Below are 23,606 nucleotides of genomic sequence, written 5' to 3' on the forward strand. Positions count from 1 at the left end.
CGCGATCCCCTCTCAGAAACGGTGGTGGGAAACCCCTCGGCACAGTGCGGTGACGAGTGGTTCGAGTTCGGTCAGCGGCAGGTGCCGGGGCACCGGGCCCGGGTCGCGCCGCCGAGGCGGGCGGCCGGAGGCGGAGACGACCAGGACGGTCGCGCCGCCTGCGGCCGCCCTGTCGATCACGTCCCAGAAGTCGCGGCCGCGGAAGAAGAAGACCTTCTTCAGCAGAGCGCGGAAGTCCTTGGTCGCCCGGACCCGGAGGCCGGCCGCGGCCTGCTCGCGGATCCGGGCGGGCAGGCCGTCCAGCGCACCGCGGCGGATCCGCCACGCGCGGCGCACCACCCGCACGAGGCACGTCGCCGTCGGCGCGTCGATGACGACCGCGAGCTGAGCGCGGGCCGCCCGGACCGGGATCGTCGGCGCGTAGTTGCCCTCGACGATCCACGCGTCCCCGGCCACCAGCTCCGCCTGGCGCGCCCGCCAGTCGGCGTCACTCGGGCGAGTCCACGACGGCCCCCAGTGCTCGTCGTCGAGGTGGTGCAACGGCAGGCCGGTGCACGCGGCGAGCATTCGGGCCAGCCGGGTCTTGCCCGTACCGGGACAACCGAGCACGAGAATTCTCGACACCGGCGAAACGCTCGCCGTCATCGCACTGCCGCACAGGTCTCGCGGCCGTGCACGCATTTTTCGGCGAACGAGCTGAAGGTTGCCCTTTTCGTTCTCCGCGCACGTGCACACGCCGCCAGTTGAGACGTTTCCGCAATCAGTTCACAACTCGGTTGCACAGGCATCCCCAGGTACGTTCCGCAACTCGTCGGCGACATTCAGAAGAACATCGAGGAACGCGTCCGTCGTCGCGTCGTCGCCGACCGTGAAACGAATGCAGTTCGCGAGGCCGGCCAGCTCGCCGAGATCTTTCACGCGATATCCCGCGCGGGAGAGCTCCTCGACGAGCCGGGCGCTCGCGAGACCGTGCGGCGGCGCGGCGGCGACGAAGTTGGCGTCCGAGTCCAGCACCTCCCACCCCGCGGCACGCGTGCGCTCGATCGCGCGCTCCCGGCACCGGCGCACCTCTGCCCAAATGGACACGAACTCGTCGTGGTGGTCGATCGCGTTCAGCAGCGCCCGCAGCGCCACCTCGGACACCGCGTGCTCGAGCGGGGCCGTGCCCAGTGCCGCGATCGCGGACGCGGACGCGGCCGTGACCGCGACCCGCGCGCCGGCCAGACCGTGCGACTTGGACATCGACTGCACGACGAACACCGCGTCGCCCCGGCGGGCGAAGTGCGCGCCGAGCGGCCCGGCGAAGGCCTGATAGCACGAGTCGATGATCAGCAGGTGCTCGCGCTCGTAGGCCAGATCGGCGAGTTTGCCCAGGTAGGAGTCATCCATGGAGCCGCCGGAGAGACCGTTCGGCACGCTCACCGCGATCAGCGCGCCCGTGGTGCGCGCGGCCAGGTCGACCAGCGCGGCGCCCTGCGCGGCGGGATCGGCCCGCGGTGCGGTCACCCGCTCCACGGTGAGGCCGAGCGCGGCGGCGGACTGGGCGACCGCGACGTAGTTCGGGTCCTGGAGCAGCACCGCCGCACCGCCGCGGCGAGCGTGGTGCTGACAGATCAGCCGCAGGGCGGAGTCGGATCCCGGCGTCAGCGCCATCTCGTCCGGCGGCAGCCCCAGGTACTGCGCCACGCGCACGGCACGACTCGCCGTCACGGGGTACCGCACGAGCGATTCCGGCACCAGGTCGCACATGACGACCCGGTGGACGTCCGCCACGCGGGAACTGATCAGCTCATTGCTGCTGAGATTGATCCGGCCGTCCTGTCGTCGACGGCTGGAATGTACGTTTTGCACTGCCTCGAACCCCCAGACAAAGCCCGGCGACGGGCTCATCGGCAAGGGAGGCACACAGGGCTGTCAGGCCGCGCTAAACGGCCGGACGCACCTGGTCGAAGTGGACTGTGCCCCCTGGCGAAGTCCGCTGAAAGCAACGATCGAGCCCCCCTCAAGGCCGATCGCCGCCGACCGTAGCAGCGTCTCGGAGATCGTGGCAAGCATTCCCCGGGTTAGCCCGTTCGAGTGACGGCAACCGACCGGGTTGACGCCTCCCGGCGATCGTGTAAGAGTCCGAATGGATGTCGGTTGGGGGCCGGGCCAACGAGGTTCCGGATTTTCTGGACATTCACAAATAACCTCATCGGCGTTTCGCCGCGACACTTCCTGCTGCGTGCGAAGTCTTTTCTTTGGGGGAATTCGATGACTCTCACGAGCGCTGCGGTCGTGCCCGCGGCACGTCTCGCGCAGTGCCCCGACGGCCACCCCGACCTGCTCGTCAGAGGCGGCGGCCGGCGCCTGCGGGGCGAGGTGACGGTGCCGGGGTTCAAGCACTCAATGGTCACCGTGCTCGCGGCCGCGGCGTCGGCGGACGCGCTGGTGCGCATCACGAACGTGCCGGACATCGTCGAGACCGGGGTGCTGACCTCGTTGCTGCGGGACGCGGGCGCCCGCGTCACCGTCGACGGTGACGTGCTGGAACTCGACGCGAGCGGGATCAGCGACGCCACGCTCGACGCGGGACTCGCCGCGCGCATCCACGGCGTGGTCTACCTGATCCCCGCGCTGCTGCACCGCACCGGCCACGTCGTCGTGCCCGCCAACGGCGGCTGCCAGATCGGGGACGGCCCCGGCCTGGCGCGGCCCGTCAGCCAGTACCTGAGCGTGCTGCGGTCCTTCGGGGCCACCGCGGTCACCGCACGGAACGGTGATCTCCAGGTGAGCGCGACCAGGCTGCGCGGCTGCGAGATCGACCTGCTCGACCACACCACAGACCGGCAGCTCAAGACCGGCCCGCACTACTCGGGCGCGTCGAAGATGGCGCTGTTGCTGGCGGCGGTGTCCACGGGAACCAGCACGCTGCGCAACCTCTACCCCAAGCCGGACGTCACCGATCTGGTCGGCGTCCTGCAGCAGCTCGGCGCCGAGATCGAACGCCCCGCGGAAGGCACGGTCGTGGTGCACGGCCGCGGCGGCGCGGACCTGCGCACGCCGGTGTCCCACGCGCTGGTGCCCGATCTCATCGAGGTCGTCACCTGGATCTGCGCGGGCGCGACCGCTGCGGCCGAACCTCTCGTGGTGCGCGCCGACCACCTGGGGCGCGCGCTCACCGCGCTCACCCCAGAGCTGGACGCGCTGCGCGTCATGGGAGTCGACTTCGAGACCGGTGACAGGACCGTCGTCGTGCACCCCGCCGAGCGGCTGCGGCCGATCGAGCTGACGATAGCCTCGCACGGCGTCTACAGCGACAGCCAGCCGTTCCTGGTGCTGCTCGCCGGCCTCGCCGAAGGCCGGTCCCGCTTCACCGAAACCGTGTGGGCCAACAGGTTCTCCTACCTCGCGCTGCTCGAGGAGCTCGGCATGCGGGTGGGCAGGACCGGCCGCTCCGCCGTGGTCGACGGGCGGTGCCCGCCGTCGGCGCCCGGCCGTGAGCTCGTCGCCCCGGACCTGCGCGGCGCCGCCGTGGCGCTGCTCGCCGCGCTCACGGTGCCGGGCCCGACCGTGCTGAGCGGGACCCACCACCTCGCCCGCGGATACGCGGACCTGCCCGGTGCCCTGACCGCACTGGGCGCCGACATCGTCGCCGTGCCGAGCCGGAGGTGACCGGAGTTGTTCGCAGAAGCAGTGCTCAAGCACCGGCCGTCCGACTTCATCGTGCGTGAGGCGATGGCTTTGCCGGTGCAGGACGAACCCGGCCCCGCACACCGCTACCTGGTGCTGCGCAAGTGCGGCTACACCACCACCGAGGCGATCGGCTGGATCGCCGCGAAGCTCGGCCTGCGCACAGCCGACATCACCTTCGGCGGGCTGAAGGACGAGGACGGCGTCACCGAGCAGCTGATCGCGTTGCCGGCCACCGCACTGTCCGATGAGGACACCGGTTGCGTGCTGAGCCTCACCGAGGCCGACGACCGCAGGCTGTCGCTGTGGCATCACGGTTACGGCGCCGATCCCATCGCGATCGGCGAGCTGGAGGGCAACGCGTTCCGCGTCGTCGTGCGCGACCTCGGCGGCTCACCCGCGGAACGGTTCTCCGCACTGCGCAAGGTGAACCTGTTGTTCCTCAACTACTACGACACCCAGCGCTTCGGCGTGCCGGGAGGGCCGAAGCGGAGTCACCTGGTCGGCGAGGCGATGCTGGCCGGCGACTGGTCGCTCGCCCTGCGCGAACTGGCGGGGCTCGGCGCGCCGGAGAGCGACGCGGCCGGTGCGTGGACGGGACAGGCCAAGCGGTTCTTCGATTCTCTCGACCCGCGGGCGGCGTCGTTCTTCCTCGCGGCGCACAGCTCGCACGAGTGGAACACGGCGCTGGCCGCACGCGCGGGCGAGGTGTTCGGGGACGCGGCGCTCGACGTCGAGATCGACACGATCCCCTACCGCTACGCGCGGTGCGGCGCCGCGGCGGCGGAGCTGCTCGGCAACTGCCGGGAGATCCCGTTCGTCAAGCGGAGCCTCCACAACGGACTGATCACCGCGAAGACGTCCACGCGGGCGTCGGTGGTGCAGACCGTCGTGTCGGTCAGCGGGTTCGGTCCCGACACGGAGTTCCCCGGCAGGTTCCAGGCGACCCTCGGGTTCTTCCTCCCCTCGGGCTGCTACGCGACAGCGGCCGTCCGGCAGCTGGTCAGCTACATCGTCCACGGAGCGCCGTGATGTCACCGACGACGCAACTGCTCGACCCCGCGACCGGGCTGCCGTTCGCCGAGGTGCCGCTGGCCAGGGAGACCGAGGTCGACGCCGCCGTGCGAGCCGCCGCGACCGCGTTCGGGACGTGGCGCCGCACGACTCCGGCCGAACGCGGTCTCGCGCTGCTGCGGATCGCGCAGGCGCTGGAGGACAGGGCGGACGAGTTCGCCGACCTCGAATGCGCGAACACCGGCAAACCCCGGCGCAGCGCCGTCGCCGACGAGATCGAGCCCGCCGTGGACCAGCTCAGGTTCTTCGCGGGAGCGGCGCGACTGCCGGAGGGCAAGGCCGCGGGCGAGTACCTGGCCGGGCACACCTCCTCGGTGCGCAGGGAACCCATCGGGGTCTGCGCGCAGCTGCTGCCGTGGAACTACCCGCTGCAGATGGCGGTGTGGAAGTTCGCCCCGGCGATCGCGGCCGGCAACACGGTGGTGCTCAAGCCGGCCGAGACCACGCCGCTGACCGCGGTGCGACTGGCCGAGATCGCGGCACCCTTCCTGCCACCCGGCGTGCTCACCGTGCTGTGCGGAGACCGGGAGACCGGGAGACTGCTCGCCGCGCACCCGGACGTCGCGCACATCTCGCTGACCGGGAGCACTCGCGCCGGCCGCGAGCTCGCCACGGCCGCGGGTGCCTCGCTCAAGCGCCTGCACCTGGAACTCGGCGGCAACGCGCCGGTTCTGGTCTTTCCCGACACCGACGTGACGGCGGCCGCCGCCGGAATCGCCGAGGCCGCGTTCTTCAACGCGGGCCAGGACTGCGTCGCGGCGGCCCGCGTGCTGGCGCACGAGGACATCGCCGACGAGCTCGTCGAGGCACTCGTCAAACAGGCGCACCTCACGCGGACCGGACCGCCCGACGACGAGAACGCCTTCTACGGCCCGCTCAACAACGCCGACCAGCTCGCCCGGCTGACCGGGCTGGTGGACCGGCTGCCCGCGCACGCCGTCGTGCGCACCGGCGGCACGCGCGTCGGTGATCGCGGCTACTTCTTCGCACCGACGGTGATCACCGGAGTGCGCCAGGACGACGAGATCGTGCAGGAGGAGCTCTTCGGACCGGTGCTCACCGTCCAGTCGTTCACGACGGAGGAGGAGGCGGTGCGGCTCGCCAACGGCGTGCCGCAGGGCTTGGCCGCCAGCGTGTGGACGCGCGACCACGCCAGGGCGAACTCGATCACCGCCGAACTCGACTTCGGGTGCGTGTGGATCAACACGCACCTGCGTTTCGCCGCCGAGATGCCGCACGGCGGGTTCAAGGCCTCCGGCTACGGCAAGGACCTGTCCGCATACGCGGTCGAGGAATACACCCGCATCAAGCACGTCATGTCCGCTCACTGATCATTGGGGGCACGTTCATCGTGTTGACGAACAAGGAAGCCGGTTTCGAGCACATCACCGACCCGTTCGAGATCCACCTCTCCACCGGCGTGGTCGCGCCGGACGTGGTGGAGAAGCTGTTCGAGCAGGCCCCGCTGCTGGGCGCGCAGCAGATCGCGCGGACCGACCCGGCGCACGAGAAGCAGTACCGGATGAACCTGCTGTACCTGGTGCGGGACGGTGTTCTCGCCGAGGGCACGCTGGGGCTGTCCGGGCTGTGGTCCTCACTCGTCGCCGACCTGATGTCCGACGAGTTCACCAGGTGGCTGGAGGAGGGCACGGGTCTGAAGCTGGCGGGGCTGCCGTTCGACATGGGCGTCTACACCCACGTCGACGGCGACTTCATCTCGGTGCACAAGGACAAGCCGAACAAGCAGCTGACCGCGATCCTCTACCTCAACCCCGAGTGGCCGGCCGGTGTCGGCGGCGAGTACGAGGTGCGGCTGAGCGGGGATCCCGCGCAGGAGCCCGCGCGCCGCATCCCGCCGGCTCCCGGCCAGCTGCTCGCGTTCCCTCCCACCGACACCTCGTGGCACGCCGTGTCCAAGGTGGACACCGGAGGAACGCTCACCCGGCTCACGGTCCAGCTCGAGTACTGGTTCGAGGACTGGGCCACGCGCCACGGCGATTGACCTGAACCCGGCGATGATCCGAACTGAAGCCGAGTTCCTCAGGCACCGGACGCCGTTCACCCACCACACCGTGGACAAGATGATCGAGTCCGCGGACCTGGCGCGGCTCGCCGCTGCTCCACCGGCCGCCGAGCTCTACCGGCGGCTGGTGAAGCAGGGCTCCTGGCACGTCAAGAACTACCGGGCGTGGCTGCTCACCCTGTTCGAGCACGGCGAGCGCACTCCGGCCGCCGGCCTGCTGTCCGAACCGTGGACCGAGCTGCTGGACGACCTGCTGTCACCCGAGTTCACCGCGTGGGCGAGCGAGGGTCTGGATCGGGATGTGACGTCGTTGCCGGTCACGGTGGGCGTCTTCCGCTACGGCGAGGGCGATCACCAGACGGTGCACACCGCCAAAGCCACCAAGGCACTGCACTGGGTGCTGCACCTCAACGAGGACTGGCGACCCAGCTTCGGCGGCGAGCTGCACCTGTGGGAGAGCGAGAGTGCGGCCGCGCCCGCGCTCTCCATCCCACCGCTGGGCGGGACGAGCGTGCTGTTCGCACCGCACGCGTCGACGTGGCACAGCATCGGCGAGGTCACCGCGGGCGGCCGGTTCGACCGCGCGACCGTCGTCCTCGAGTACTGGCAGCCGTAACCCGAACGATCTCCGCACCGGAGGACTTGCCATGACCATTTCGAACGACCTCGTGGACGTGCGGCGCACGTGGGCGACACCGCTGCAGGAGCAGTGGTGGTTCCTCGACCACTGGTCGGCTGAGCACACCAACACCTTCGTCACCCTGCCGGTGCGGTTGAGCGGGCCGCTCGACGTCGACCGGCTGCGGGCCGCGGCCGACACGGTGCTGGCCCTCCACGACGTGCTGCGGAGCAGGTTCGAGCTGCAACGCGGCCGGGTGTGCCGGTTCGTCCTGCCGCCCAGGGAGGACGTGCTCGTCGTCGTCGGCCCCGAGGTCGCGGCACTCGACGTGGCCCAGCAGGTCCGGCGCGAGCACGGCGACCTCTTCACGGTGCTGCTGCGGCGGATCGGTCCGCGGGAGCACATGCTCGAGTTCGTCGCCCACCGCTGCGTGGCCGACGAACGATCACTGGTGCTGCTGCTGGACAAGCTCGTGGTCGCCTACCGGGGCGGCATGCTCGCTCCGCCACCGGTCGACTGGGAACCGCAGACGGCGGCGGCGCTCGAACACTGGCGGCGGATGCTCGACGGCGTGCCGCTGCTCGACCTGCCCGCCGACGCGGTGCGGCCGACCACCATGTCGTTCCGCAGCGATCGGGTGATCTCGGTGCTGCCGGCCGATGTCGTCACGGCGGCGCGGCGTGAACCGGCCGGCGTCGAGGCCGTGCTGCTGGCGGCGGTGGCCCTGGTGCTGGGCAGGCACGGCGCCACGCACCGGATGGTGCTGGGCCTGGGTCACTCCGGCAGGCCCGCCGGCCACGAGCGGGCCATCGGAGCCCACGCGGACACCGTGCCGGTCGTGCTCGATCTCGCCGGGATGCCCGCGGCGGCCGTCGTCGAACACTGCCGGCAGGCGATCGAGACCTCGGTGGCGCACGGGAGCCTGTCCGTCGCGCAGCTGGTGGAACGGCTCGGGCTGGCCCGCGAAGCCAGCAGGCATCCGGTGTTCCAGCACGCGGTCGAGGTGATCACGGCCCCAGCGGGTCAGCGGGTGGGCGACCTCGACGTGGTCCCGCTCGACTTCACGGGCGTCGACCAGCGGCTCGACCTGTGCTTCCGGTTCATCTGCCGGGACGAGGGGATCGAGCTGCGGCTGGACTACGCGGCCGACCTGTTCGACCGGCGCCGGATCGAGCACCTCGCCGAGCACGTGACCACGTTGCTGGCGGACCTCCTCGCGCACCCGGAGCGGCACCCGGAAGAGCTCGCGATGCTCGGCGAACGGGAGCTGCGCGCGCTCGACGTCGAGTGGCAGGGCGAGCCGCGGCCGGTCGACCCGGCGATGATGCACGAGCGGTTCGCCCGGCAGGCGTCCCGCACACCGGACGCGATCGCCGTCGAGGAACCGCGGCGCCGAGTCACCTTCGCCGAGCTGGACGAGCTGTCCACGCGGCTCGCGCACCACCTGCGCGGCCTCGGCGTCGGACCGGACGTCCCGGTGGGCGTCGCGCTGGAACGCGGCATCGACGCGGTCACGGCGGTGCTGGGCGTGCTGAAGGCCGGCGGTGCCTACGTTCCGCTCGACCCGACCTATCCGCAGGAGCGGCTGCGGTACGTGCTCACCGACTCCGGTGCGCGGGCGCTGGTGACGGCACGGGCTCAGGCGGAGCTCTTCGACTCACCGACGATCCCCGTCGTGCTGATGGACCGCGACCGCGAGTTGATCGCACGGGCGCCGGCGACGCCCGTGGAGTCCGGTGTCACGCCGGAGAACCTCGTCTACCTCATGTACACCTCCGGCTCCACCGGCCGGCCCAAGGGCGTGCGGACCCTGCACCGCAACCTGAACTGGTACCTCGACTGGTTCCTCGACACGGTGCCGAACGAGGCGTTCACGACGGTGTTCGCCACGATCGCGTTCTCGTTCGACGTGTCCGCGATGGACATCTGGCCACCGCTGCTCACCGGCGGCACGGTCCGGTTCAGCGACGGTCTGCTCGCGGTGCCGGAAGGCTCGCCGGAGCTGCGGGACGTCACGATGATGAACCTCGTCCCGTCGGTGCTCGCCGAGTACCTGCGGGCCAACCGGTTGCCCGCGTCGGTGCACACCGTCACGATCGGCGGCGAGCAGCTCAGCCCGAAGCTCGTGGCCGACCTGTTCGAGCGTTCCGAGGTCCGCGACGTCTTCCACCTCTACGGCCCCACCGAGACCACGGTGTTCGTCACCGCGCAGCACCTCGTGCGCGGCGACGGGCAGCACGTGACGCTGGGACGCGCGATCCACAGCAGCCGCATCGACATCCTCGACGAGCACGGCGCTCGGGTGCCGGTCGGTGCGCCCGGCGAGATCCACATCGGCGGTCCCGGCGTGGCCGACGGCTACCTCGACCGGCCGGAGCTCACCTCGGAACGGTTCCTGCCCAATCCGTACGCGCTCGTGCCGGGTGAGCTGATGTACCGCAGCGGCGACATCGGCAGGTGGAACTTCGACGGCGAGATCGAGTTCCTCGGCCGCAAGGACAACCAGGTGAAGGTGCGCGGCGTGCGCATCGAGCTCGGCGAGATCGAGGCGACGCTCGGCGAACACCACGGCGTCGCAGCGGTCGTGGTGTCGGTGACCGAACGCCAGGAGCTGGTCGCCCACGTCGTGGGCCGCACCGAGGCGCTGGACCTGGACCTGCTGCGGGCGCACGCCCAGGACCGCCTGCCGAGCTTCCTCGTGCCGTCGGTGTTCATGCGGATCGACACCATCCCGTTGTCCCCTACCGGAAAGGTGGACCGCTCCGCACTGCCGGCACCTGCGGCCGTCCCGCGTGCCGAGGAAGGCCCGCGGACGGCGACCCAGCGAGCGCTGTGCCAGATCTGGGAAAGCGTGCTCGGCTGCGACGACATCGGCCCCGGATCCCACTTCTTCCAGTCCGGCGGGCATTCGCTGCTGGCCATCAGGGTCATGCGGGAGATCCAGACGGTGCTCGGCGTGAAGCTCGGCATTCGAACCCTGTTCCACACTCCCGTGCTCGCGGACCTCGCGACCGCGGTCGACCAGAAGCTGGGTGCAGCCTGATGGACATGAGTCTCTTCTACTTCGCGGACGACGCCGCGGAGGACGGTTACCGGTTGCTGCTGGAAGGCGCGCGCTTCGCGGACACGCACGGCTTCACGGCCGTGTGGACACCCGAACGGCACTTCCACGCTTTCGGCGGCCGTTACCCCAACCCGTCGCTGACCGGCGCGGCCGTGGCCGCGACCACCCGCAACGTGGCGGTGCGCGCCGGCAGCGTGGTGGCGCCGTTGCACAACCCGGTGCGGGTCGCCGAGGAGTGGTCCGTGGTGGACAACCTGTCCGGCGGCCGGGCAGGCGTGTCACTGGCCCCCGGCTGGCACGTCGTCGACTTCACGCTGTGCCCGGAGAACTACCAGTCGCGGCGCGAGGTGCTCACCGAGAGCCTGCACACCATCCGGAAGCTGTGGCGGGGCGAGTCGATCGAACTGCCCGACGGCAACGGCGACCTGTCGTCCGTGCGCATCCATCCGAGGCCGGTGCAACCGGAGCTGCCGATCTGGCTCACCAGCTCCGGCAGCGCGGGAACGTTCAAGCAGGCGGGCGAGCTCGGCACCGGCGTTCTGACGCACCTGCTCGGGCAGTCGCTGGACGAGCTCGCCGGCAAGATCGCGGACTACCGGGCGAACCACGAACGGTGCCACGGAACCCGCGGCCACGTGGTGCTGATGCTGCACACCTTCATCGGCCCCGACAGCGACACGGTCCTGGAGGTGGTGCGCGAGCCGTTCCGCGCCTATCTGCGATCCTCGATAGGCCTGATCACCCAGGCGGCTCGGGAGCTGCTGCCCGGTATCGACCCGGACACCCTGGACCCGGAGGACATCGACTTCCTCGTGGACCACTCGTTCGACCGCTACTACCGCACCGGTGGGCTGTTCGGCACGGTCGACGAAGGCCTCAAGGTGCTGGAGCGCCTGACGGAGATCGAGGTCGACGAAGTCGCCTGTCTCATCGACTTCGTGCCCGACGCGGACGCGGTGCTGACCGGCCTGCACCACCTGGCCGAACTGCGCGAGGCCCACACCAGCCGGCAACGCACCCTGGCGACGGCCCGAACCTGACAGTCCACATGCGACGAATCCATCCCATGCACAGCGGACGCGGCATCGTGCGGGGAGGCCGGGGCCCGGCCTCCCCTGCCGGAGTCAGGCGGTCTTCATCGCTCCACCGTGGACGGTCCAGTTCGACCCGATGGCACTCGGCATGGTGGGAGAGGCGAGCAGCACCACCGCACGGGCGATCTCGTCCGGGTCGATCAGCTCGTCGGTCAGCATGCCGATCTGCTGGGGCAGTGTCGCGACCAGGTCGCTGAACTCCACGCCCATCTGTGCCGCCATCTGTGCGACGTACCCGTCCTCGCCCACCAGCAGTTCGGTCCGCGTGCCACTGGGGGTGACGGCGTTGACCCGAACACCCATCCGTGCCGTCGCCTCGGCGAGGCCGCGGGTGAAGGTGTTGAGCGCGGCTTTGGCCGCCGCGTAGGGCAACGGCGCGTTGTGCGGGTCGCGGGCACTGCTGGAGCTGATGTTCACCACGGCGCCCCGCGCCTTCGCGAGCGCCGGCAGCGCGGCCCGCGTGGTGCGGACAGCCGCGTTGAGGTTCAACGCGAACACGGTCGCCCAGGTGTCGTCGTCGCCGCTGAACGGATCTTCGGGAAGTTCGTCCGACGGGTTGCCCCCTCCCGCGTTGTTCACCAGCACGTCGAGCTGCGGGTTCTGGGCCAGCGCGGTCTCGACCACCTGCGACGGTCCGTCTGGTGTGGACAGATCGGCCGGGATGAAGACGGCCCCGGTGTGCTCCAGTTCGGACGTCGAGCGGCGGGCGGTGGCCACGACCGACGCGCCCTCCGCGATGAAGGCCTTGACGATCGCCAGTCCGATTCCCTTGCTGGCTCCGGTGACCAGCACTCGCTTGCCTTCCAACTGCAGGTCCATGTTGTGGTACCTCCTCCCCTTAAGTGATACACACCTGTCACAGTTAGCGCAATAAGTGATACTGGGGTGTATCATTTCCGAGTGGCTACGGTGGACAGAGACACAGGGCGGCGATTGCGAGCGGACGCGGAGCACAACACCGCGCGGATTCTCGCTGCCGCCGAGGAGGTGCTGGCCGCCGATCCGGCGGCGTCGCTGGAACGCATCGGTGAGGCGGCCGGGCTCACCCGTGCCACCGTGCACCGGCGGTTCGCCTCGCGCCGGGCGTTGCTGGAGGCGTTGACCGAGCAGCTCAACCAGCGCTACCTCACGGCACTCGACCAGTCGCGGGCGGACGGGGCACCTCCACTCGTGGTCTTCCGGCGCCTCACCGAGATCGTCTTCGAGCTCAAGGCCGGCCACCGGTTCGCCATGGAGCTCATGAGTGACGAAGCCGGATGCCACGGCGGGCTGACCCCCGAGGTCGCGGACGGGCTCGAGGAGGTCTTCGCCCTGCTGCGCGAGGCGGGTGAGATCACCGCGACGGGCGCGGACTGGTGCCGCCAGGTCTACCTGGCGCTGCTTCAGGAGGCCGACCAGCTGCCGGAGGACGCCGCCGATCTGGTCGAGGCCGGGAGGTCCAAGGCCGAGCTGGTGGTTCGGGCCGTGGTGGGAGCGCTGGGCGGGCAGGGATCGCGCTCCACTTGATCAAGGGCCGGAGCCGGGCGCAAACCTCGTCCGGCTTGGGCTCGCCCAGTTCCTCGAACAGTGCCACCGATTCCAGTCGGCACTTCTCCGCAGTGGTCGAAGCGGCCGACGTCGGCCTGCGGCAGGGGCGGCACTCACCTGCCGCCAGGCGGTGTGGGTGTTCGACGCGTCCGTGCTCAGCCCGAGAGGCCGTGGAGCCTTCAGACCAGAGCGACACGAGGTTGCGACTGGGCCCTGGCTCACCTCGGCCGCTACACCGGTATCTCGCGGTCACACTCGGAATCGGATCTTCTTGCCCGGCGCCATGAGCGCGAGCTCGCACCACTGGCAGCAAGACGGTCCCAGATCGAGCTGCACGTGCGGTGGATTGGCAAGGGAACATAGATTGTCGCCGGCTACCGACCTCATGCGTCATGATCACGACGTTGGGTCGTGCTCACAGCTCCGCCGCTCCTGGGAGACGAACGGTGAACAGCGCCCCGCCCGGCGACTCGGCGGTCACGCTGCCGCCGTGGGCCTCGACGAGGTGCCGCACGACGGGCAGGCCGAGTCCGCTGCCGCCAGTGTGCCGTGCCCGCGATCGATCCGCTCGCCAGAACCGGTCGAAGACGTGCGGCAGGTCGCCGGGGTCGATACCGGGGCCGGTGTCGCGCACCGTGATCACCGCTTCGCTGCCCTCAACGAACGCGGTCACCGTCACCTCGCCGGTGACGGGAGTGTGCCGCAGCGCGTTCGACACCAGGTTGCCGAGAGCCTGCCTCAGGCGTGCCGCGTCGGCGACGATCACCGGATCACCTGCCGTCGAGCCGGTCAGCCGGGCTGTTCCCACTCCACGGTGGGTGGTGACGACCTGGTCGACGATGTCGGAGAGGCGCAGCGGTTCGGGATTCAGGCGTAGCTGTCCGGCGTCGGCGGCAGCGAGGTCCTGCAGGTCGCTGACGATCCGTTGGAGCAGCAGCGTTTCGTCCAGCACGACCGAGGCGAGCCCGCGGTCCAGCGGTAACAGGCCGTCCTCCACCGCTTCCAGGCGGCCTCGGATGGTGTTGAGCGGGTTGCGCAGCTCGTGGGCGATGTCGCCGACCATCCGGCGGCGCTGCTCGTCGAGCTCCTGGCGGCGATCCTGCAGTGAGTTGAACGCCTGCGCCAGATACCCGATCTCGTCACGCGTGCTCACCGGAGCGCGCTCGTCCCGGACGGCCGCCGCGGTCAGTCCGCGCAGTGGCAGGGACAGCCGGGACGACACGAAGATCATCGCGAGCATCGCGACCGCGACCACCGCCAGCACGACCAGCGCGATCCGCACCCAGCCGTCCCGGTTCAGGGCGAGCTCGTTGCCGTGCGCGGTAGCCGGATCCAGGACGAACAGCAGCGCGGGCGGCGCGACGAACGCCGCCAGTTGCTGACGTCGTGCCGAGTCCACACAGGACCGGCTGGCCAGGGTGTCGTTTCCGGACGTGGGCGTGAGGTCGAGGCCGACCGCGGCCGGGGGCAGGCCCTGGCGTTGCAGGCAGGCGTGGAGCAGGTCGTTCAGCTGGGCGAGGGCGGCCTTCTCGGTGGTGGTCGGAGCCTGGAGTTCCTCCAGTCCACACTTGAACAGCCTGACCTGGTTGTCGAAGCCGGTGGCGGTGGTGATCCTGACGCGGCCGGTCGGCAGCTCCCGCACCTGGTAGCGCACGCCATCGCCATGCAGGCAGAACGTCACCTTCGCGGCCAGCGTCTGCTGCCGGACCCGTTCCTCAGCGGTGAGCTGAAACGGTCCTGTCGCACGGGGATCGACGCGGTCCGGCCCGATGTCGGGCACCAGCTCCGAGTCGACCTTCAAGGGGTCGATCACCGCGCTGGCCTCGGCCGGCAGTGACAGCGGCACCTTCCCACCGGAGTCCACGAGCGACTGTCTGTCCATTGTGGTCACCAAGACCCGGCGTCCTGATCGGGCGGACGCGACCCTCACCTGTTCGGCGGCATCGGACCAGCGCGGGTTCCTGGCGGCGAAGCCGAGCAGGTCGTTGTAGACGGTGGCCGCCCTCGACAGCGCCGCTCCCCGTTCCTGCTGGATCTCCCGTGTCGTCGTGGTGACCGCGAGCCAGGCGGTGGCGGCGATCGACCCGACCGCGATGAGCACCGAGATGGCCGTCAGCCGCACCACCAGCGTGCGGCGCAGCGGGATCCTAGGAGCCATCGGTCAGCTTGTAGCCGACGCCGAACACGGTCACCAGCCGGGCCGGCCTGCTCGGATCGCGCTCGATCTTCTTGCGCAGGTTGAGCACGTGCGCGTCGATGATCCGCGGCGTCACGTACGCGTCGGTACCCCTGGTCAGCTCGAGCAGCTGCTGCCGGGTGAACACCCGGTCCGGCTGCCGCACCATGATCTCCAGCAGCCGGAACTCGCCGTACGTGCACTCGACGGAGATGCCGTCGATCGTGACCTGGTGCCGTACCGGGTCGACGACGAGGTCACCCAGCCGATGTGCCTGCGCTCGGTCCGCGAGTTCCCTCGGTCTCGCGCGGCGCAGCAGCGTGCGCACGCGGGCGGTGAGCTCGCGGGGACTGTAGGGCTTGGTCAGGTAGTCGTCGGCACCGAAGTCGAGTCCCCGCACCAGGTCGTACTCCGACGAGCGGGCGGTGAGGACGAGGATCGGCACCTCGGATTCCGCGCGTAACGCACGACAGACGTCGAGACCGTCCATCCCCGGCAGCATCACGTCGAGCACGAGCAGGTCCGGCTGCTGTTCACGGGCCCGTGTCAGTGCGATCGCGCCGTCGTGCACCACCGTGACGGAATGGCCTTCCGCCGTGAGGTAGATCCCGATCACCTGCGCCTGGTTCGGGTCGTCCTCGGCGACCAGCACGTGAGCGCACATGCCGCCACTCTATGGGCAGGCACATCAGGTCAGACACCACCGGCACCTCACTCTGACAAGATCCTCACATCCGCTGGCCAGGCTTTCCGGCATGACCAGCTTTTCCCGACGTGCGGTGCTGGGCGCCGCGGTGCTGACGGTCGTGCTCACCGGATGTGCCCAGAAAGCGCCCGAAACGCCGTCCGTCGCCGAACTCCCCGACAAACCCGCTTCCTCCTCGGCACCCTCGAGCGCGACCCCGGCCAAGGGCCCGGACAAGCATCCGCAGCAAACGCTGGACACCACGGACACCGAGTGGTGGGGCTGGTGGAACACGTGGGGCAAATGCCTGGCCGCCAAAGGGGTGCCGACCTACTCGAAGCGCAACGACCAGGGTGAGGTCACCTTCCCGACCCAGGAGGGAAACGGCGGCAGGGACACCACCTACAAGGACGCGTTCGCCCAGTGCGACGTCCTGCGGCCTCTGCCGAACCCCTTGCTGTCCCCCGACACCAACCCCCGCTACCTGGACCAGTACCGCGTCGAGATCAAGTGCCTGAACGACAACGGCCTGAAGGTCACCCCGTTGCCCAACGGCGGCGGCTACAACTACGACGGCACACCGACCATGTCCCAGGACCAGCAGACCAAGGTCGAGTTCGACTGCCGCAAGAAGGCCTACGGTGCGTAGTAGAACGATGGTGTTCGCGGCGCTGGCGGTGATCGCCGTGGCGTCGGCGACGTGGTACCTCTGGCCTGCCCGTTCCGCCGCACCGGCCCCTCGGACGACCGGCGCGGAAACGCGATCCACCACCACGGTCACCAAAACGACGTTGACCACGTCCGACACGGTCGGTGGCATGCTCGGCTACGGCAGGCTGCGCACCCTCAAGACCGCCAAGCCCGGCCTGGTCACCTGGCTGCCCCAGCCGGGAGCGGTGGTGTCCCAGGGCGAGCGGCTGTTCTCGGTCGACGACAAGCCGATCACCCTCATGTACGGCGGCACGCCGTTGTACCGCAAGCTCGACTCGATCGGCATGATCGGGGGCGACGTCACCGTGGTCGCGGACAACCTGAAGGCGCTGGGGTACCGCCTCGACGCGCCGAAGTCCGGGGTGAAGAAGGAGACCGCGCTCACCCAGTCCCTGGTGGACGCGATCAAGCGCTATCAGAGGACGATCGGCGTCGAGCCCAGCGGAGTGCTCGACGTCGGTGACGCGGTCGTCCTCGACGGACCGGTCAGGGTAGGTGCCGTGCAGGCCCAGCTCGGCGACAGCGCCTCGGCCCCGCTGATGACGGTCAGCGGCACGGCCAAGGCGGTGACCGCGGAGCTGGACGCCGCCGCGGCCACCCGCGTCAAGACCGGTGACGCGGTGACCATCACGCTCGCCGACGGCACCACCACACCGGGCAAGGTCAGCTCGGTCACGGCGCCCGAGCAGGCCGCGGGCACCGACAGCTCGACGCCGGCCAAGATGAGCGTGCTCATCGGTTTCGACGAGCCTCCAGCCAACGGGAAAGCCGACTCCGGCCGGGTCCAGGTCACGTTCACCGCGCAGACCAGGGCCGACGTGCTGGCCGTTCCCGTCGGCGCGCTGCTCGCGGTCAAACAGGGCGGCTACGCGTTGCAGCTGCCCGACGGCCGGCTCCTCCCGGTGACCACCGGGCTGTTCGCCAAGGGCATGGTCGAGGTCAGCGGCCCGGACGTGACCGAAGGCCTGAAGGTCGTGGTCGCGTCATGACCCCCGTTCTCTCGGTGCGGGGCGTGGGCAAGACCTACCCCGGCGGTGTCGTCGCGCTCGACGACGTCACCCTGAGCATCCACGCGGGAGAGTTGCTCGCGATCGTCGGGCCGTCCGGTTCCGGCAAGTCCACCCTGCTCACCGTCATGGGCACGCTCGACCGGCCGTCGTCAGGCAGCGTCGAGATCAACGGCCGTGACGTGGCGGCGCTGCCCGATGCCGAACTCTCCGCGGTGCGCGGGCGGTTCATCGGATTCGTCTTCCAGCACTTCCACCTGATCGAGGGCCTGTCCGCGACGGCCAACGTGATCATCGGCCTGCTCTACAGCGGTGTGCCGAGGCGGCGTCGCCGGGAGCTCGCGCTGGCGGCGCTGGACCGCGTCGGACTCACGCACCGCGCCGGGCACCTGCCGAGTCAGCTCTCCGGTGGTGAACGTCAGCGCGTCGCGGTGGCGCGGGCGTTGGTCAAGGAACCCGCTCTGCTGCTCGCCGACGAACCAACCGGCGCGCTCGACACCGCGACCGGGACCGCCCTGATCGACCTCCTGGCGACGCTCAACGCCGAGGGCACCACCATCGCGGTGATCACCCACGACCGGGACATCGCCGCGCGACTGCCGCGCCGGGTCGAGCTCCGCGACGGCAGACTCGTAGCCGACTCGGAGCGTGCGCATGCGTGATCTCATCGCCGCCGGGCTGATCGGCCTGCGGGCGCGCAAGGCCCGTGCCGCCCTGTCCGCGCTCGGCATCTCGATCGGCATCGCCACCCTCGTGCTCGTCACCGGCATCCCCGCGTCCAGCCAGCGTGCTCTGCTGGACGAACTGTCCGCCCTCGGCACCGACGTTCTCGCGGTGTCGTCTCCTGGCAAGATCGAACCGCCCGTGCCGCTGCCGGTCGAGTCGCCGGCGATGGTGCGGCGGATCGCCCCGGTGACCGAGGCGAGTTCGGTAGGCAAGACGACCGCGCAGGTCACCCGCTCGGACCGGTCGGACCCGTCCGAGGTGTCGGGGGTGAGCGTGCAGGCCGCCGAACTCGGCCTGCTCCCCGCCGTCAACGGCCGGATGCAGGCGGGCCGCTTCCTGGACGAGGCAACGCAGTCGTTCCCGACCGCCGTACTCGGCGCGGTGGCGGCCACCCGGCTCGGCGTGGGGCCGGAGGGAGCGCCGCAGATCTACGTCGGCGGCACCTGGTTCACGGTGATCGGTGTGCTCGCACCCATGCCGCTGTACCCGGAGCTGGAACGGTCGGTGCTGGTCGGCTGGCCGGCCGCGCAGCGCTATCTCGGGTTCGGCGGCCATCCGAGCATGATCTACCTCCGTGCCACCGAGTCGGCGGTCGAGGACGTCCGCGCCGTGCTGCCCGCCACGGTCAACCCGGCCCGGCCGGACGCCGTGCAGGTCACCAAGCCATCGGACGCGCTGGCGGCCAAACGCGTCACCCAGACCGCGCTGTCCGGCCTGTTCCTGGGCCTGGCAGGGGTGGCGTTGCTGGTGGGCGGGATCGGGGTCGCCAACACCATGGTCATCTCGGTGCTCGAACGCCGCCGCGAGATCGGCCTGCGCCGTGCCCTGGGCGCGCGCCGCGGCCAGATCCTCGGCCAGTTCCTCACTGAGTCGGTTGCGCTGTCAGGGCTCGGCGGCCTGTTCGGCACCCTGCTCGGATCGGTCGCAGTAGCCGGTTACGCCACCCGGCAGCACTGGCCCGTCGTCCTGGAGCCGGGACTCCTCGCCGCAGGCTGCGCCGGGGCGTTGCTGATCGGAGTGGTTGCCGGGCTCTACCCGTCGATGCGGGCGGCCGGGGTGATGCCGACCGAAGCCCTCGCCACCTGAGAAGGTCACCAACCGACGACTACCGGATCGGCGATCCGCGAGCTAGGTACCCGCGGTGAAGAACCGGCGCAGCTGGTCGGCGATGACCGCTGGATTGCCGCCCTGATCCTGAGGACCGCCGTGGTCGAGCCCGGGGAGTTCGACGCGAGTCGCCCGCGGCAGCACGTTCTCCAGGGCGTCCAGGGTGCCGGTGAACAGTGGCGGAGCGCCGGTACCGCACAGCAGCAGGACCTCGGCGGTCACCCTCCGGTAGTCGGCGATGGTGTTCTCGCTGGCCTTGACCACGTCCAGTTCCTTCTCCCACGCCACGACCAGGTCGCGCAGGGCAACTCGGTCGCCCTTGGCCAGCAGGGCATCGGCCGACAGCAACGCCCGGCACGCGGCCGGCCGCCTCATGATTCGCCCCAGCACGCGATATGGTGCGGAAACGGCTTGCGCCCTGGGGTCCGCGTCGAACGCGTCCGTGGCAAGGCTCGCCATGGCAGCACCGATGTCCCCGCTGGCGACCAGACGTTGTCCTCGGCTGATGACCGCCTTGAACTCCTCCAGGCCCGGTTGGCCGACGAACAGGACAGGCTCGAAGACGGCGACCTTGCTGATCTGCGGTGTCGTGATGGCTCCGTGCAGCGCGAACAGACCGCCGTCGGCGACCCCGAAGACGTACTGTGCGCCGGTGGCTGTGACGATGGCCTTGAGGTCTTCGTCTTCGCGTTCGATGCAGTAGTGCCGTCCGTACGGGCCGCTCATTCCGCGGCCGCGCCGGTCCGGCAGGTGAACGGTGAACCGGTCGGCCAACGCGGCGGCCAGTTTCATGTAGTGCTGCGACGCGAGCGCACCGCCGTGCAGGATCACCACGCCTGGACCGTGACCGAGCCGGCGAAAGCCGATCGTCGTGCCGTCCTCGGACGTCACAGTTCCCTTTGCCCAGCTCGGTTTCTTCGTGCCCAACACGTTTACCCCTTTCCTCGCTCGTCTCCCCGGCAGCCGGTTTCGTCCTCGGAGGAGAAGGTCAGTAGTTGCGCGGTAGCGCCGCGACCATCGTTTCGACCTGTTCGCGGCTGAGTGTGGTGACGCTGCCGTCGGGGAGCCCGAGAACGCGGTCGATGATCAGGCCGTGGAGCCTGAACCTCGTCGTGAGGACCTCGATCGCGTGTTCCCGGGCCGGCTCGTCGACGGCATCGACCACCTGCACCAGGTTCGAGCTGATGCGGGCGGCCAGGCCGTGGATCACGTCGGCGACACCTTCCGGGTCGAACGTGTCGAATGTGCCCTCGGTGACGCCTTCGGAGATCAACCGCGTGAGCAGCGGCCGGCTCAGGTCCTCTCCGAGTGCGACGATCCGTGTGTACAGATGGGCGTTCTCGGGTCTCAACAGCGACACCATCGCTGCCAGTTGCTCGGGTGTTCCCGCCGCCATCTTGACGTCGAAACCGGTCTGCAGCAGTGCGTTCAGCCGATCCAGCGCGTCACCGCGGCATTCGGCCACGACGGCTTCCACAGCGGCGAACTGGTCACGGGCACTGCGGTCCGCCAGTGCGGCTATCAGCGCGTCCTTCGACGGAAACCAGTGGTAGAAGGCTCCTTTGGAGACTCCGGCGTCGGCGATCAGATCATTGAGGCTGACGTTGTCGAAGCCACGTCGCAGGAACAACACGAACGCCCGGTCCAGCAGCTCGGCTCGACGAACGTCCGGATGCTTGATCACACGGGGCACCGGCGCAGCCCTCCCTGTCCTCGTGGTCGCACCCCGAGGCTATAGACCAGTGGTCGGTATGCGCAACCACTGGTCGGTATGGCAGACCAATGGTTCACGGAGAGTGGGACGGTCAGGCTCCCGGACTGCCGTGCCGCGAGGCGCCCTGCTGAGTGCGGATTTTCCTCGCCGACGCTCCGGGTCGCGCCACTGGACACTGATGCGCGGGTCGCACCGCGAGTGGCGCCACCCGTTCCGCAGGTGTCCCCGTCCGCCTGCGAAGACAGATCAGGCGTGTGTTCAGCGAGCAAGACCGTCTCGGGCACGGAAGTAGTTTTTCGTGGGGTAATTGCTTTACCTGGACACCTCGGGCAGACCTGCTTCCCACTCCAGCACCTGCAACCGCTGGCCTGGCGAAACCTCGAGCAGGTGGGCGAAGTAGTCGCGCGGCAGGTACATGTCCCAGGTGAACTCGCTCCCGCACATTCCCGCAGAACGCGGTTCACCACTTGGCCGCGCCGGGTCACGCGAACGGCCCTACCCGAGCAGGCCGCGGTAGAGGCGCACGTGGCGGGCGGCTGCCCTTTCCCAGCTGTAGCCGGCGGCGAGGGCCCGTCCTGCCGCCTGAAGAGAACCGGGTTCGGCACATGCGGCGCGCAGCTGGGCGGCGAACCCGGCGGGGTCCGCGGCGAACCGGGCGGCATTGCCGAAGACCTCGCGCAGCACGGGCAGGTCGCGCGTGACCACGGGCACCCCGGCGGCGAGGGCTTCCATCGCGGCCAGGCCGAAGCCCTCCTTGGTGGACGGGAAGGCGAACACGCTCGCGGCGGCGACGAGAGACGGCAGTTCGTCGTGCTGGATCGGGCCGAGCACCACGGGTTCGACCCCGAGTTCGGCGGCGCGTGCGTCGAAGCGGGCCCGGTAGTCGCGGTAGTCGAACAGGGTCTCGCCGCCTGCCAGCACGAGCTCGAGGTCCGGGTCGGACTCCCGCAGCAGCGCGTACGCCTCCAGGAGGTCCAGCGTGCCCTTGCGCGGCTCGATGCCACCGACGGCCAGCACGTAGCGGCCCAGCCGCGAGCGCCATCGACGCAGCCCGAGGACGTCTTCGGCCGCGAGCTCGAACCGTCGCGAGTCCACACCGTTGGGGATGACGTCGGCCTGGATTCCCCAGCCCTGTCCGAGTTCCTCCGCCACCGCCGCGGAGACGCAGACGTGGGCGAACGGCTCCCTGATCGCGCGTTCGTGGCAGGCGATGAGCTCGGGAGTGGTGAAGTGGTCGATGTGGTGGACCGTGCGGACGCACCTCGACACGGCGTTGGCACTGATGCAGTCCTGGGCGTGGACGATGTCGTAGCCGCCGGGGTCGAAGGCGGCGCGCAGGGTGTCGATGGAACGCAGGATGCGGGCGCCGACACCTTCTCCGTCGCGGTCCGGGAACGGCACGATCTCCTGCCGGACCGCGGGGTCGACCGGGCGGAAGAAGCGGCTGTCGCCGCCACGGCCGAGCGTCCACACCGTCACGTCCTCGCCTGCCGCCGCCAGCGCTTCGGCGAGTGCGAGGGTGTGCACGACGCCGCCGCGCGGTTTGGTCGAGTAGCTCAGCAGCGCGATCTTCACGGGGTTCTCCGGTAGGCGGCCGGGTTGAGCTCGCCGAGGTGGTGCAGCACCCGGCGGGCGCCGGCGATCTCCGCAGCCACGTCGAGCTCCGCGACGGCGATGCCGGCTTTGCTCCAGGTGCGGGCGAGGATGTCCCCGCCGGGTCCGACGACCTTGGCCTGCCCCAGGAAGCGCATCCCGCCCATGACGCCGGTCTGGTTCGACGAGACGAGCACGACCTGGTTCTCGGCGGCACGTGCCTGGTCGTAGAGGTCGAACAGGCGGGACTGGCGGTCCTGGGCCATGCGGGGCGCGCGGTTGGTGATGCTCGTCGGCCACGCGGACAGGCACGCCACGATTTCGGCGCCGTCCAGCGCCAGCGACCGCGCCGACTCCGGGAACGTCTTGTCGTAGTCGATCAACATGCCCAGCCGGCCGACCGGCGTGTCGAAGGCGGCGAACGTGTCGCCCGGCGAGTAGGCGATGGTCTCCCCCGGCGGCTGGTGCACCTTGCGGTGGTGCCCGAGCATCCCGTCCCCGGTCACGCACACCGCGGCGTTGTACCTCTCGCCGTCGGCCGCCTCGCAGTATCCGACGCAGACGACCATCTCGGCGGCCAGCGTCGCGATCTGCTTCACCAGCGGGCTGTCGCGTTCGAGAGCGGGCGGCAGCGCGTGCGGGTCCGGGTGGCGCAGGTCCGCGAGATAGCCGCCGAGTGCCGCGTCCGGCAGCACCAGCAGGGAGACTCCCGAAGCGCGCGCGTGGTCGATGAGTGTGGTGATGCGCTGCAGGGCGAAGTCGAGGTCCCGCCCGAAATGCGCGGCAACGGCACCAATGCGGATCGCTCCCATCG

22 protein-coding genes are annotated in these 23,606 nt (G+C 70.0%); 12 read left to right on the top strand and 10 right to left on the bottom strand.

Annotated elements, in window-relative coordinates; translation table 11 throughout:
• Positions 1 to 12: 12 nt before the first annotated feature.
• Both ABZV40_RS22755 and ABZV40_RS22760 read right to left on the bottom strand, forming a co-directional pair.
• A complete protein-coding gene (locus tag ABZV40_RS22755) occupies positions 13 to 624 on the bottom strand; it encodes a hypothetical protein (protein ID WP_355444784.1) in 612 nt (203 codons plus the stop codon).
• 141 nt (positions 625 to 765) lie between these two features.
• Positions 766 to 1,773 (bottom strand): aminotransferase class I/II-fold pyridoxal phosphate-dependent enzyme, encoded by a 1,008-nt coding sequence (locus ABZV40_RS22760; protein WP_355444786.1) that lies wholly within the window; start codon positions 1,771 to 1,773, stop codon positions 766 to 768.
• Between the two features lie 480 nt (positions 1,774 to 2,253).
• Between ABZV40_RS22760 and ABZV40_RS22765 the strand changes: the two genes are divergently transcribed.
• From ABZV40_RS22765 to ABZV40_RS22795, 7 genes are read left to right on the top strand one after another with little or no spacing between them, the layout of a single operon-like run.
• Positions 2,254 to 3,654, top strand: a complete 1,401-nt coding sequence (locus ABZV40_RS22765; protein WP_355444789.1) for a hypothetical protein — start codon at positions 2,254 to 2,256, stop codon at positions 3,652 to 3,654.
• Positions 3,655 to 3,660: 6 nt separating this feature from the next.
• Entirely contained in the window at positions 3,661 to 4,704 is a 1,044-nt protein-coding gene (truD, locus tag ABZV40_RS22770) for a tRNA pseudouridine(13) synthase TruD (RefSeq protein WP_355444792.1), read from the top strand.
• Positions 4,704 to 6,077: an aminobutyraldehyde dehydrogenase gene (locus ABZV40_RS22775; protein ID WP_355444795.1), complete on the top strand. Its 1,374-nt coding sequence runs from the start codon at positions 4,704 to 4,706 to the stop codon at positions 6,075 to 6,077. The genes truD and ABZV40_RS22775 overlap by 1 nt, the downstream gene beginning before the upstream one ends.
• A 23-nt stretch (positions 6,078 to 6,100) precedes the next feature.
• Positions 6,101 to 6,748 carry a 2OG-Fe(II) oxygenase gene (locus ABZV40_RS22780; RefSeq protein WP_355444798.1) on the top strand — a complete coding sequence of 216 codons (648 nt, stop codon included), beginning with the start codon at positions 6,101 to 6,103 and terminating at the stop codon, positions 6,746 to 6,748.
• 13 nt (positions 6,749 to 6,761) lie between these two features.
• On the top strand, positions 6,762 to 7,385 hold the full coding sequence (locus ABZV40_RS22785) for a 2OG-Fe(II) oxygenase (protein WP_355444800.1): 624 nt from the start codon (positions 6,762 to 6,764) through the stop codon (positions 7,383 to 7,385).
• A 31-nt stretch (positions 7,386 to 7,416) separates the two neighbouring features.
• On the top strand, positions 7,417 to 10,431 hold the full coding sequence (locus ABZV40_RS22790) for an amino acid adenylation domain-containing protein (protein WP_355444803.1): 3,015 nt from the start codon (positions 7,417 to 7,419) through the stop codon (positions 10,429 to 10,431).
• Between the two features lie 5 nt (positions 10,432 to 10,436).
• Positions 10,437 to 11,492 (top strand): MupA/Atu3671 family FMN-dependent luciferase-like monooxygenase, encoded by a 1,056-nt coding sequence (locus ABZV40_RS22795; RefSeq protein WP_355444806.1) that lies wholly within the window; start codon positions 10,437 to 10,439, stop codon positions 11,490 to 11,492.
• A gap of 84 nt (positions 11,493 to 11,576) precedes the next feature.
• On the opposite strand, the gene ABZV40_RS22800 is transcribed toward ABZV40_RS22795, so the two are convergent.
• Positions 11,577 to 12,365 carry an SDR family NAD(P)-dependent oxidoreductase gene (locus ABZV40_RS22800; protein WP_355444809.1) on the bottom strand — a complete coding sequence of 263 codons (789 nt, stop codon included), beginning with the start codon at positions 12,363 to 12,365 and terminating at the stop codon, positions 11,577 to 11,579.
• 90 nt (positions 12,366 to 12,455) lie between these two features.
• Between ABZV40_RS22800 and ABZV40_RS22805 the strand changes: the two genes are divergently transcribed.
• A complete protein-coding gene (locus ABZV40_RS22805; protein WP_355444812.1) occupies positions 12,456 to 13,052 on the top strand; it encodes a helix-turn-helix domain-containing protein in 597 nt (198 codons plus the stop codon).
• Positions 13,053 to 13,488: 436 nt separating this feature from the next.
• Here the strand turns inward: ABZV40_RS22805 and ABZV40_RS22810 are convergent, their stop codons facing one another.
• On the bottom strand, positions 13,489 to 15,231 hold the full coding sequence (locus ABZV40_RS22810; protein WP_355444815.1) for a HAMP domain-containing sensor histidine kinase: 1,743 nt from the start codon (positions 15,229 to 15,231) through the stop codon (positions 13,489 to 13,491).
• Positions 15,221 to 15,913 (bottom strand): response regulator transcription factor, encoded by a 693-nt coding sequence (locus ABZV40_RS22815; protein WP_355444818.1) that lies wholly within the window; start codon positions 15,911 to 15,913, stop codon positions 15,221 to 15,223. The genes ABZV40_RS22810 and ABZV40_RS22815 overlap by 11 nt, the downstream gene beginning before the upstream one ends.
• 91 nt (positions 15,914 to 16,004) lie before the next feature.
• Here ABZV40_RS22815 and ABZV40_RS22820 point away from each other — a divergent pair, with 91 nt between their 5' ends.
• Genes ABZV40_RS22820 through ABZV40_RS22835 form a run of 4 tightly spaced genes read left to right on the top strand, consistent with a single transcriptional unit; the run spans position 16,005 to position 19,464 of the window.
• A complete protein-coding gene (locus ABZV40_RS22820; RefSeq protein ID WP_355444821.1) occupies positions 16,005 to 16,583 on the top strand; it encodes a hypothetical protein in 579 nt (192 codons plus the stop codon).
• On the top strand, positions 16,576 to 17,634 hold the full coding sequence (locus tag ABZV40_RS22825) for an efflux RND transporter periplasmic adaptor subunit (protein ID WP_355444824.1): 1,059 nt from the start codon (positions 16,576 to 16,578) through the stop codon (positions 17,632 to 17,634). The genes ABZV40_RS22820 and ABZV40_RS22825 overlap by 8 nt, the downstream gene beginning before the upstream one ends.
• On the top strand, positions 17,631 to 18,314 hold the full coding sequence (locus ABZV40_RS22830; protein WP_355444827.1) for an ABC transporter ATP-binding protein: 684 nt from the start codon (positions 17,631 to 17,633) through the stop codon (positions 18,312 to 18,314). Before ABZV40_RS22825 ends, ABZV40_RS22830 begins: the two co-directional genes overlap by 4 nt.
• The gene (locus tag ABZV40_RS22835) at positions 18,307 to 19,464 is read left to right on the top strand and encodes an ABC transporter permease (RefSeq protein ID WP_355444830.1); all 1,158 of its coding nucleotides are present in this window, start codon (positions 18,307 to 18,309) and stop codon (positions 19,462 to 19,464) included. The genes ABZV40_RS22830 and ABZV40_RS22835 overlap by 8 nt, the downstream gene beginning before the upstream one ends.
• Positions 19,465 to 19,506: 42 nt before the next feature.
• On the opposite strand, the gene ABZV40_RS22840 is transcribed toward ABZV40_RS22835, so the two are convergent.
• From ABZV40_RS22840 to ABZV40_RS22860, 5 genes are all read right to left on the bottom strand, one after another.
• Complete coding sequence (locus ABZV40_RS22840; protein ID WP_355444833.1) at positions 19,507 to 20,376, bottom strand: alpha/beta hydrolase; 870 nt, start codon at positions 20,374 to 20,376, stop codon at positions 19,507 to 19,509.
• 97 nt (positions 20,377 to 20,473) lie between these two features.
• Positions 20,474 to 21,178 carry a TetR/AcrR family transcriptional regulator gene (locus ABZV40_RS22845; RefSeq protein WP_355444836.1) on the bottom strand — a complete coding sequence of 235 codons (705 nt, stop codon included), beginning with the start codon at positions 21,176 to 21,178 and terminating at the stop codon, positions 20,474 to 20,476.
• 333 nt (positions 21,179 to 21,511) lie between these two features.
• Positions 21,512 to 21,643: a hypothetical protein gene (locus tag ABZV40_RS22850; protein WP_355444839.1), complete on the bottom strand. Its 132-nt coding sequence runs from the start codon at positions 21,641 to 21,643 to the stop codon at positions 21,512 to 21,514.
• 51 nt (positions 21,644 to 21,694) lie between these two features.
• Positions 21,695 to 22,774: an MSMEG_0565 family glycosyltransferase gene (locus tag ABZV40_RS22855; RefSeq protein ID WP_355444842.1), complete on the bottom strand. Its 1,080-nt coding sequence runs from the start codon at positions 22,772 to 22,774 to the stop codon at positions 21,695 to 21,697.
• Positions 22,771 to 23,604, bottom strand: a complete 834-nt coding sequence (locus ABZV40_RS22860; RefSeq protein WP_355444845.1) for a carbon-nitrogen hydrolase family protein — start codon at positions 23,602 to 23,604, stop codon at positions 22,771 to 22,773. The genes ABZV40_RS22855 and ABZV40_RS22860 overlap by 4 nt, the downstream gene beginning before the upstream one ends.
• Positions 23,605 to 23,606 lie beyond the last annotated feature (2 nt).

Origin of the sequence: Lentzea sp. NPDC004782 (assembly GCF_040609115.1) — a bacterium.
Taxonomy (GTDB): domain Bacteria; phylum Actinomycetota; class Actinomycetes; order Mycobacteriales; family Pseudonocardiaceae; genus Lentzea.

What these genes read in the sequence shown, in the direction of transcription:
- ABZV40_RS22765 (WP_355444789.1), top strand. Translation starts at nt 2,254, where the DNA reads ATGACTCTCACGAGCGCTGCGGTCGTGCCCGCGGCACGTCTCGCGCAG.
- ABZV40_RS22775 (WP_355444795.1), top strand. Translation starts at nt 4,704, where the DNA reads ATGTCACCGACGACGCAACTGCTCGACCCCGCGACCGGGCTGCCGTTC.
- ABZV40_RS22785 (WP_355444800.1), top strand. Translation starts at nt 6,762, where the DNA reads ATGATCCGAACTGAAGCCGAGTTCCTCAGGCACCGGACGCCGTTCACC.
- ABZV40_RS22790 (WP_355444803.1), top strand. Translation starts at nt 7,417, where the DNA reads ATGACCATTTCGAACGACCTCGTGGACGTGCGGCGCACGTGGGCGACA.
- ABZV40_RS22795 (WP_355444806.1), top strand. Translation starts at nt 10,437, where the DNA reads ATGAGTCTCTTCTACTTCGCGGACGACGCCGCGGAGGACGGTTACCGG.
- ABZV40_RS22800 (WP_355444809.1), bottom strand. Translation starts at nt 12,365, where the DNA reads ATGGACCTGCAGTTGGAAGGCAAGCGAGTGCTGGTCACCGGAGCCAGC.
- ABZV40_RS22810 (WP_355444815.1), bottom strand. Translation starts at nt 15,231, where the DNA reads ATGGCTCCTAGGATCCCGCTGCGCCGCACGCTGGTGGTGCGGCTGACG.
- ABZV40_RS22815 (WP_355444818.1), bottom strand. Translation starts at nt 15,913, where the DNA reads ATGTGCGCTCACGTGCTGGTCGCCGAGGACGACCCGAACCAGGCGCAG.
- ABZV40_RS22820 (WP_355444821.1), top strand. Translation starts at nt 16,005, where the DNA reads ATGACCAGCTTTTCCCGACGTGCGGTGCTGGGCGCCGCGGTGCTGACG.
- ABZV40_RS22830 (WP_355444827.1), top strand. Translation starts at nt 17,631, where the DNA reads ATGACCCCCGTTCTCTCGGTGCGGGGCGTGGGCAAGACCTACCCCGGC.
- ABZV40_RS22835 (WP_355444830.1), top strand. Translation starts at nt 18,307, where the DNA reads ATGCGTGATCTCATCGCCGCCGGGCTGATCGGCCTGCGGGCGCGCAAG.
- ABZV40_RS22850 (WP_355444839.1), bottom strand. Translation starts at nt 21,643, where the DNA reads ATGTGCGGGAGCGAGTTCACCTGGGACATGTACCTGCCGCGCGACTAC.
- ABZV40_RS22860 (WP_355444845.1), bottom strand. Translation starts at nt 23,604, where the DNA reads ATGGGAGCGATCCGCATTGGTGCCGTTGCCGCGCATTTCGGGCGGGAC.